Source organism: Psychrobacter sp. AOP7-A1-24 (genome assembly GCF_052376235.1).
Taxonomy (GTDB): Bacteria; Pseudomonadota; Gammaproteobacteria; order Pseudomonadales; family Moraxellaceae; genus Psychrobacter.
Map to the genome: position 1 here is coordinate 1 of NZ_JBQSVM010000060.1, position 9554 is coordinate 9554.

General features: G+C 39.3%; 5 protein-coding genes. 1 reads left to right on the top strand and 4 read right to left on the bottom strand.

What is annotated here, in order from left to right; all coding sequences use genetic code 11:
* Positions 1 to 116 precede the first annotated feature (116 nt).
* A complete protein-coding gene (locus ACT3QQ_RS12945) occupies positions 117 to 1061 on the top strand; it encodes a DMT family transporter (protein ID WP_444528306.1) in 945 nt (314 codons plus the stop codon).
* A gap of 92 nt (positions 1062 to 1153) precedes the next feature.
* Here the strand turns inward: ACT3QQ_RS12945 and ACT3QQ_RS12950 are convergent, their stop codons facing one another.
* The 4 genes from ACT3QQ_RS12950 to ACT3QQ_RS12965 form a co-directional block, all read right to left on the bottom strand.
* A complete protein-coding gene (locus tag ACT3QQ_RS12950) occupies positions 1154 to 2170 on the bottom strand; it encodes a LacI family DNA-binding transcriptional regulator (RefSeq protein WP_444528307.1) in 1017 nt (338 codons plus the stop codon).
* 472 nt (positions 2171 to 2642) lie between these two features.
* Positions 2643 to 6071, bottom strand: a complete 3429-nt coding sequence (locus ACT3QQ_RS12955; RefSeq protein ID WP_444528308.1) for a tyrosine-type recombinase/integrase — start codon at positions 6069 to 6071, stop codon at positions 2643 to 2645.
* Positions 5962 to 8511: a hypothetical protein gene (locus ACT3QQ_RS12960; protein WP_444528309.1), complete on the bottom strand. Its 2550-nt coding sequence runs from the start codon at positions 8509 to 8511 to the stop codon at positions 5962 to 5964. Before ACT3QQ_RS12960 ends, ACT3QQ_RS12955 begins: the two co-directional genes overlap by 110 nt.
* Positions 8508 to 9017 (bottom strand): hypothetical protein, encoded by a 510-nt coding sequence (locus ACT3QQ_RS12965; protein ID WP_444528310.1) that lies wholly within the window; start codon positions 9015 to 9017, stop codon positions 8508 to 8510. The genes ACT3QQ_RS12960 and ACT3QQ_RS12965 overlap by 4 nt, the downstream gene beginning before the upstream one ends.
* Positions 9018 to 9554 lie beyond the last annotated feature (537 nt).

Sequence of the window (9554 nt, forward strand, 5' to 3'; positions counted from 1 at the left end):
ATAAGTGGCAGGGCTCATGACCTGTTTTTCTCAGATGAACTGCTCGATGTCAGTATAGCCGAAGTTGGCTTGCCAACAAAGCTTACGATGCTGTTACTCTAGTCACTGGATATTCAATGAACGACTTCACTGAGCAAGAATTTTCTCGATGCAAAAATTCATGGTTAGTTCCGCTGGTCTGTCTCCTAATTGGAGGTGCTTTATTTGGTATATCTACCAATCTTGCAAAATATGCAGGCGAAATAAGTCTCACTCCGCTTGCCTTTCTATTTTGGTCAATCACTGGAGCTACAATTATTTTGTTTGCTATTGCATTACGGCGGAATGAGCTCCCGCCTCTTAATGTACGTAGTTTTGAGTACTATTTCGTCGCCGCGATTTTTAGCGTCGCAGGCTCTAATTTGATTATCTTCTCTACTGCCCCTCATGTTGGTGCAGGTTTCGTAGCACTAATTATCACCTTGTCACCACTCCTGACATACCTTGGTGTTTTGGTATTGAGAGTAGAGCGATTCCAAATCATCCGTGCTTTTGGTGTTGCTTCCGCACTTACCGGTGCAAGTGTACTCGCTGTACGAAAGTTCTCTACGCCAGATGCTAGTATGTTCTGGATTTTGATAGCACTCTGTGGTCCTGTTTTTCTTGCCTTTGGTAATATCTATCGTACATTGCGTTGGCCGAAAGGAGCGTCTCACAACGTGCTTGCTCCTGGCATGCTAGTCGCAGCTGTAATATTACTTGGTGCAATGAGCCTTCTACCAAGCTTTTCGCTTAATGTACCACTAGGAAACTTCCTACCACTTGGGTTAATAATCTTGCAATCTTGTATCTTCGCAGGCCAGTTTTTACTACTTTTCTTGCTTCAGAAAACGGGTGGTCCAGTTCTACTAAGTTTACTGGGATCAGTTGGAGCGGTTGTTGGTGTTCCGGTAGCTATTGTTTTACAAGGTGAGACTCCACCGGATGGTCTCATTCTAGGCGCGTCCTTAATTGCACTTGGCATTTTTCTTGTTGCATGGGGTGGAACTAAGGTAGTCACATTTCTAAGAGAGAAAAATTAAAAAATTTCAACTTAAAATTATTGAGCGAAGGCGCCTATCTAATCAGTATGTCAACTCCCAGTTTTGCTAATATTATCTATTACATAAGCTATTTATTGAGGTTTAGCTGAAGTCGAAGCTCGAGTAATTAGATCAGTTTCAAGTAAAAATGACTGAAGCGGTTTTTTGTTGTTTAAGTTTTCTAGAATAGTTTTTGCACTTAAAACTCCCATTTGTTCAGCAGGAATTCTCAAAGTTGTTAATGGTGGCGTCAAATACTCTGCAAACTCTAGGTTATCACATCCAGTAACACTGATCTGATCAGGAATACTTATACCTATTTCTTTAGCGCCAGCTAATACACCGAAGGCGATAACATCACTGTTACATATTACTGCGGTAACATTAGGTGATTCCTGCACAATACTTTTAATAGTATCACTACCGAATGCGATATTGTAATCACCCTTGCACTCAATAACAGAGTATTGAGCCTGTTTATTTGCCATATAATTTTCGAAGGCTTCTACACGGGTTATCTGTCGATCATTACCCTTTAGGGGGCCACAAATCATTGTTATATTACGGTGTCCTAATGCATATAAATGATCTGTAACTGTGGTAATCGATGCGTAGTTATCAAAGCCTATAAAAGGAAATACTGAATCATATTTATAAGAATAGGTGCATACCGTTGGAATATTCATTTTTAGTAAATGTTTTTCAAGGTTTTCATCTAAGATTTCACCTACGATTAGTAAGGCTTCCGCACTGCGCTCTAATAATAATGTGACTTTGTCGAAAATGTCACTAGAATCAAAACCACAAGATACAACATATACAACGTAACCTTGTTCTGAGAGCGTGTTCTGAAAAGCATGAATCATAGTGGCATATATAGAGTGATCCAGTGTAGGAACTATAGCACCAATTACTTTTGTCTTTTTTGATCTTAAGGCTTTAGCTGCAGAGTTTGCTGTATATCCCAGATCAGCGGCGATCTGCAAAATCTTCTCTCTAACTTTTGGTTTAACAACCTCTGGGTTGTTAAAGCTTCTAGATACAGTTGCAACAGATACATTTGCAACCCTAGCAACATCTATAATATTTACAGAAGTCTTTTTTTGCATTTATTACTCTCAACACTTAATTTCTATTTGGGTTTAGAAGAAAAATTTATATTAGATTTGAAGCCTATAATAATATCAACTCTTCCAATTATAAAGAGACTGTTTGTTTACATTAAGCGACAGTATAACTTGTTAAAACCCTCATAAGACATCGACTATTGTTTAATAGATGAAAGACTGCATAAGTTGGCCATTACAGTCATATCACCACTGGGCAGACTAATATCATAGAAGGTATTTATTTGATGAGTATGCTGAACTAAGCTGAGGTTATTTGAGATCCAATAATCTTTGAAAGTCTAACAATGGCAAGATGCTTCATACATATGCTAGATTGATGCCTATATAGTGCACTGAGTATGCTTCTTCAATGGTGTCAAATCATTAGCTTTTATCGTTTAAAATAAGCAGTAAAAAACTCAGCTGTTTGCATAGAACAGTGGTTATGGTAAAAGGTTTTGAGACAAGAAACTTAATTCGTAATAGATAGTTTCTCATCTGTAATCAGCATCATATGCACAAAAAACCGTAGTAGGGGTGAGTATTGCCATTTGTTCGTTTGTTCTCTATGGTCCTGACTAGCAATACCGATATGGAGAGCATTTTTCGACTCATTAGATTGCTGCTTAATGTCTTGATAGTCAGTAGATGACATAGTTTCCATCAACAAATCTTCGTTGCTACTCACCAGCCAACGTTTCAAAGGCAGTAATTTCTCAGCGATACCAATGAACCGCTGCAACTCTTTCTCATCTTCTTTTCTAAATGGTAGGTGTGCTCTGCTAACAGACAGTTTTTGACGACATGTCTCAATAAACCAAGTCCAGTCAGTTCCTGACTTTTCTCGTAGACGGTAGGCATTACTTAGCAAAAGCGATAGCAATCTTAAGTCACTTTGGTATTGAATGTTCAGTGGACTTAAGACAGTAGTTTCTGAGTCTATGAGCTTTACGAAACGAGGTTTACCGTGTTTGGTAGTGATGCTGGCAACCTCGCTCGCACGTTCTATTAGAACCTTTGCATCGTGAATAGAGATATTTGCTAACTGGGCTGCTTTACTTAAAGGAATCTCTTTATCATAGGTCTGTAGTAGCAGCTGTACACGGTTTAGACCATAACGACCAAACAATTCATCAGTGACTGGCGTATTGGTATTCAAGAGAAGTTGATCATCACGGTTTTCGATCGTAAATTTCGGTGACTTGCGTTTGCCTTCTATGATATTTTTAAATAACAGCGTACGTATACTAGGTATGCTGACGCTACTATTACGAACAGTCGCATTATTTTCCTTAAACTTTTTATTCGTAAAACCTGTTATGTTATACAGCGTCCGTTCTGGCAATGTTATATCTGCTTTACTAAGCGCATAGGTCGCCATCAGCGTGGCAAAATGGTTGTAATACTCAAAGCTCCGCTCAGGCGATAAGTGTCCCATAATACCTGAGAGAGCATACCAGCGATCCTGTGCATCGATATGCTCTCCGAGTATGCCTTGTTTGATGCGAAGTACGTCGCTTTCGTCATAATCGGTGAGTGCTTCTACGAGATCTGAATGGCCTACTAGCGCTAAAGATAGGTTGCTCACTGCCGTATGCCTAAACCCATGAAAGGTATGCTCTGCTACATTATCATCTACCGATATGTCTTTTAAGACTCGTTTGAGTAACTGCAACGGAACATGGTCATCAATAGGGCGCTGATCCGATGATAAGGTAAAAATAAATTTGTTTGAACTGTCGCCAATATTACTCTGCACAAAGTTAATAAAAAAATTCAGCTCATTAGGTTTGAGGAGAGCAAATAAAGGAACGCGGCGAATACTACTTTGAGTCTTGGTTGGACGGTAGCTATTGGGCCTTATTACCACTGATGGTACAGCTGTTTTTAAGCCTTCGATGTCATTATACTTAAGTCCCAACAGCTCTTTTTTGCGCATGCCAGTACGATAGACTAAGATAAATAAAAGCGCGAACATCTCCCGCTCCAATATATCTACAGAACCCAGTATCTGCGTAATAATGGCTTGGTACGCTTGCGGTGATATCAGCTCCGCACGTACACGCCGACCATTTTTGGTGTGTTGGAAGTTCACGGAGGGTAGGTTGTATTTCTCCTTAGCAAAGTTGTGCATACTTTTTAATAAGTTGGCAGAGTATCCAATGTCAGTATTGTTACGTACGACAGCTTTGTATTCTAAAATTTCTTCGTAAAGTTCCTCAAATTCTTCCTCTAACCAAATATCAAGCGGTTGCGCTGTTGTGAAATACAACCATTCATAGCCTATGGTTCTGATATATTTCAAAATAGTTACATTGTTTGGTGGTGCTTTTTGGCTTAGCAAACTGAGTACCCAATCTAATAAAATCTTTTCACTTAAGTCATCGTATTGCTCATAGCGTTTTTGTACTCTTTCGATAAGGGTATACGTCGTTTGACTGAGTTTTTTCTTCTTCTGTTTTTTATCCATTTTGAAGTCTTTAGTCAGATTCATAGTTAAATCAGACTTTCTAACCTCTATCTTTTTGGTAGAACTACTACTAGATGTCTCGTTTTGATTAACAGAGTTTTTGCTGATAGACAGCGTCAAAATATGTTTTAGATCATACGGATCCTCTTTATACTGATATTTTTGGTTCAAAAACCGACCAAAGTCCTGCGTACTCAGTCCTGCAGTATTATGCATACCTCGCAGTACGCCAACTGAAGCATGATCTATATCAGCACCTTCTAGCTCCTCCCAGTAATAACTGGCGTAATATAAAAATCTTGAAAAGGGAAGTGGCTTAATACCCAAAGGCTTGATCACGTTAGATAAAGCCACGGTCAAATATTGTTTTATCTTATCTTCTGACAGCTTGGCAATGATATGTGTGGTCTCTGCTGGACTGCTGCTTTTATGGTAACGCATCAGCCAACACTGACTGACCATATCTACAACGATTTGCTTGGTGTTATAAAGCTGGTCACTTTCTTCTTCTCGCTCGTTACCAAAGTGCTTTTGTACAAAGCGCGGTGAGACCATTATCCTTTCTTTGATGAATGGCTGATATTCTTTGGTGAGCAATGAGATAAGCCACCCTTGAAGCATTTGTACCTCGTTGATGCCACCATATACAATTCCTGAGAATATCAGCCAGCCTATAATCTGATCTTGGCTATAATCGGCTGTTTGCTCCCAATTATGCTCTACTGCGCGAATAATTTTGACCAGCGCCTTACCGTCTTTTAACCAAGCTGTATTTGTAATTAGTGGATTGATTTTAGTAGGCTGTGGCGCGATTATCTTAGGGTAGTGATGCTCAGCAAGCATATGGTACTTGTTTTGATAGTCAACAAACTTAACGACGACTTGCCAGACATGTTTGAGTGTTCTAGATGACTCGTAAGCTTTTGCAATTTTGTTTTCAATGATTGACTGAAACTCATCAAAACCCTCTCGAGACAATGGTTCCAATTGTCTATAAAGCTCTATCTGAAACTGGCTTAAAGATTGACTCCAAGATAGCCATGACAAATCAAAATAATCGCTAGAGCTTGGCGAAAATGAAAAGATGCGTTCATTGGGCCAAAGCGCTTGTTGGTAGTATTTATTGAAAGACTTTATGAATCCGATACTTCCAGGATGAATCCTTTTCAACGACTCCCATTCGGTTTGTAAGTCGGCGAGTAGCTGTATCTCACGTGTCCTTGCCGTGTCACTGTCTTTGAGTATAGATGGGTAAGGCACGTAGCGCTTTTTCCTACCATCAAACTTTGCTAAGTCATCAATAATTTTTGGCCGCTGTATTTCATTTATTAGCATGGTCAACCTCTGTAGTGCTTGTGCCCACATGATTTGAATTAGGGTAATGGTTGATTGTGATATCTGATAACCCAAGCTGTGCTGCGATCTGTTCAAACACGGACGCTACACCCTTAATATCTGCTTTACTACTTGATGAGAAGCGCCCCAATACTTCTTGACGAGCTTTTTCATGACCAATAACCGTGTTAATCAGCGATAAGGAAACGCCAAGCTTTTCAAGCTGCGTACGAACAAAGTGGCGTGTCCAGTAGGGATTGGCGTCAATGATGTGCTTCGTCATATGATAAGCATCGCCACGCTTAATGTCTTTAAGAGTAGGGGAGTTAGCAGTAGGAGCTCGCTCATACAACAGCTTTAATAGTGCTTCATCATTACCCAAACGGATATTGTCAATGATAGCGCTGATGTCATGATAATCTTGGTGCTTTGCCTGATAATTAATCAAATACGCTCTATAGTCTGTTAGATGGCGTATAAGTGTGGGGCATAGCGGAATGAGACGATCACTTTTGACCTTCTTAACAGGCTTGTCATTGATGAGCAGCCAACCCATATCAAGATCGATATCGTACATCTTGCCAAGACCGTTGTTTGGTCGCACGCCGGTTAAAAGGCAAAAGACAAACCATACAAAAATACTGGTTCTGTTAAAGTGCTCCTCATCGTTTGAACTTTGATCGGTCCAGTACTTCATCTCATTTATGATGTCGCAAACTGTTTCAATCTTCAACGCAAACCCTGACCCCACTGTATATTTGCGCCAAGCGGTGATATGAGTTAAGTCAAAATTACTGTTGCTATTAAACATACCCAGTGCTGATTTATAGTGAGCCATAAGTGCTTCGCTAGTGTGGCTACTATAGTACATCGCAGGAGCATGGGACGCAGGCGTGCGACAGATGATATCGGCGATATGCGCATGACAATCAGGTGTATAACGAGAGAGCACGACATGTAGTGCGGTCTCTATACGATTGACGGACAGGTAAGGCAATCCAAGGCTGCTACGTAAGGTGGCAAGATAAGCCGTAAAATCTTCTTTTAATGGCAACTCACAAGCAAGTAAATCATCTATCAGCCACAACGGCAGTGGAACTTTGATGGTATCAAAAGTATTTTCATAATCATTTTCGAGCAATGTTTGGCTTGTGGACTTTTCGGTAATACCTAAGCTGTGTTCAATGTAATACTTTTTACCTTTAATTTTGAAAATATCAGGATGACCGATATAGCCGGGTATTAGTAAGGATTTAACTGGCAGTCCAGTAATTATAGATAACAGTAAAATACCCGTACAGGTTTTATCAGTCTCTGTTTCTGGTAAGGTGCTGGCGTCTTGGTTGAGCGCAGCAAATAACGCTTGGTAGCCGGCAAGAGAGAGTAAGCGCGTGTTAGAGTTAAGCGCGAGATTGCGCTGAGACATATAGTTTTGCTGTAGCGATAAATCTATAGTTTGGAGCGGTATAGAGTTTTTGATCAACGGGTTTGGATATTCGCCATAGCTGACATAGGGTGCCTCATGGTGGTCAATACGCTCTTCAAAGCTGGTGGTTAACCCTTCATGGCTTTCAGTATTAGCTTCTAAAAATGCAAGATCTATGGCGATAGCGCTGTGCTCTATATCATCACGTGTGTGATCCCATGCATCATTGCTAGGCGTGGTATTCCAGTTGTGACTCGTTGCAGTAGAGTCTAAGGGCAATCTCGATGTGTTATCTGCTAAGTTGATGGCTATAATTTTGATATGTTTAGGCGGCTTCTTATACTTGGGTCTAGGCTTGCGTAACGTATGCGCATTTTGATAGGCAGTCGTTATTTTTTCTATTTGGCTCAGTTTATCTTTTGCCACTTTCTTTTCTTCGGCATGAGTAGCTTGCTGATCATTTAACAACTCATATGCACTTTTTTGCTGCTCTAATAGAACAGTGAAAATGGTGAGTATGCTTTCCACACTCATGGTCATTTGAGGTAAATCAGGTAGTTCACGCCAAATCCATGTTCGTCTAGAAGATCCTGAAAACTGCGCCTGTTTGAATTGCATTAGTATATTTTTGGTTTGCTGTTTTGGCCAGTGCTGCGTCAGCATCACACTGGTGTGCATTGCTATGGCTAGCCAAATTAACCGTTTCTGTAGGTAGTCATGCTGATGTTCATTGATAGAATGTTGCATAAGAATGAGCAATTGCATGATGAGTGGTTTTTTTGCTAATTCTGATTTACTAATAGTCATAGAAAGCCGAGGGACTGGCCTTCTTTGTAATACCTGTAATATTAATCTTAGTAGATTTTGAGGATTATCATCTGGCTGTCTATAGCTATTGTGTACTGCTAGAGTGATCTCAGATATGGCAATCGATACTGCTTCTAGATATATAAAATTCTGGTCATTATCAATTTTTTCAATGTTTTCTGTTAATGCTTGCAGATTAAGCCCACGCTCTTCATGATGATTCTCAGCATTCTCAGCATTCTCAGCATTCTCAGCATTCTCAGCATTCTCAGCATTCTCAGCATTCTCAGCATTCTCAGTCATAAAACACCCTCAGAAGGTCGCTTGTAATAAGTTTGTTCATTTATCTTTATAAGCTGACAAAATGTAGTAATAGCAAAAATATTTTTGCCAAATAATTTTTGGTTTATCTCTTGATCCAAAATCTCGTTTAGCTGTGTGTAAATGAGCTTGATATCTATTTTTTTATTGTATTTTTCGATGAGATCAATAAGCTCGTAAAAACTGATGTCAAAATTAAACTGATTCTTTGATATATATTTCACGGCTACTTCTTTTTTTAATACATCAAAATCAATATAAGGGCTTTTTACTATATGAAATAGCTCAAAGTTGTTGAGCAAAAACCACTTTTCCTCCTCTTTTATAAAACAGGTAAGTTTTGAGCAAGCATTACTTTGCTCAAGTTCGATAGCCTGGCTATTCAGAAGCGGTCTGATATGGCAGGTATAAATATCAAACAGACTAATGATCTTTGGATATACAAGCACATTGAGTGTTTGTAGTTTAGCGATCGATAGTGATTTCATATCTTTCCCACTAAGATATCGAGTTGATGACTTGGTCGTTATATCCTGTGTATTGACCTCCACTAATAATTTACGAGTATTAGCAAACAATTGAAAGCCAATTTATAAGGTTTTAGGGCAAGAACTCAAACTAAGCGACAGCTAATGACGCCTTGCTATGTTTTTAAGATTTTATAGACAAAACTGATGAAAATTCTATTTAGGGTGTCTCAGGAATTAGCTAGAGTTTGTAGGCGAGCGGGGTTAGTATAGAGATGGTTCAGGAGTAAAAGATGAAGTGAAAGTATCGTATTAGCAAAAGGGTAAAGCTCAGATTGATATTTTCTACTATATATTGCAAAGTTTTTTTTGCTCTGTGATATATCTCCATAAGTATCGAGCTGATAGTGTTCTGACGAATTTGCATAGATATCAATGTCTACATAGAATCATGCAGCACTTGCGATAGCATATGATAGCGACCAAATTAGGATATGAAAATTTACTGGTATTTTTTGCTACTGTCTGTGCATATATGTTAAGTGATAAACTGCCTCG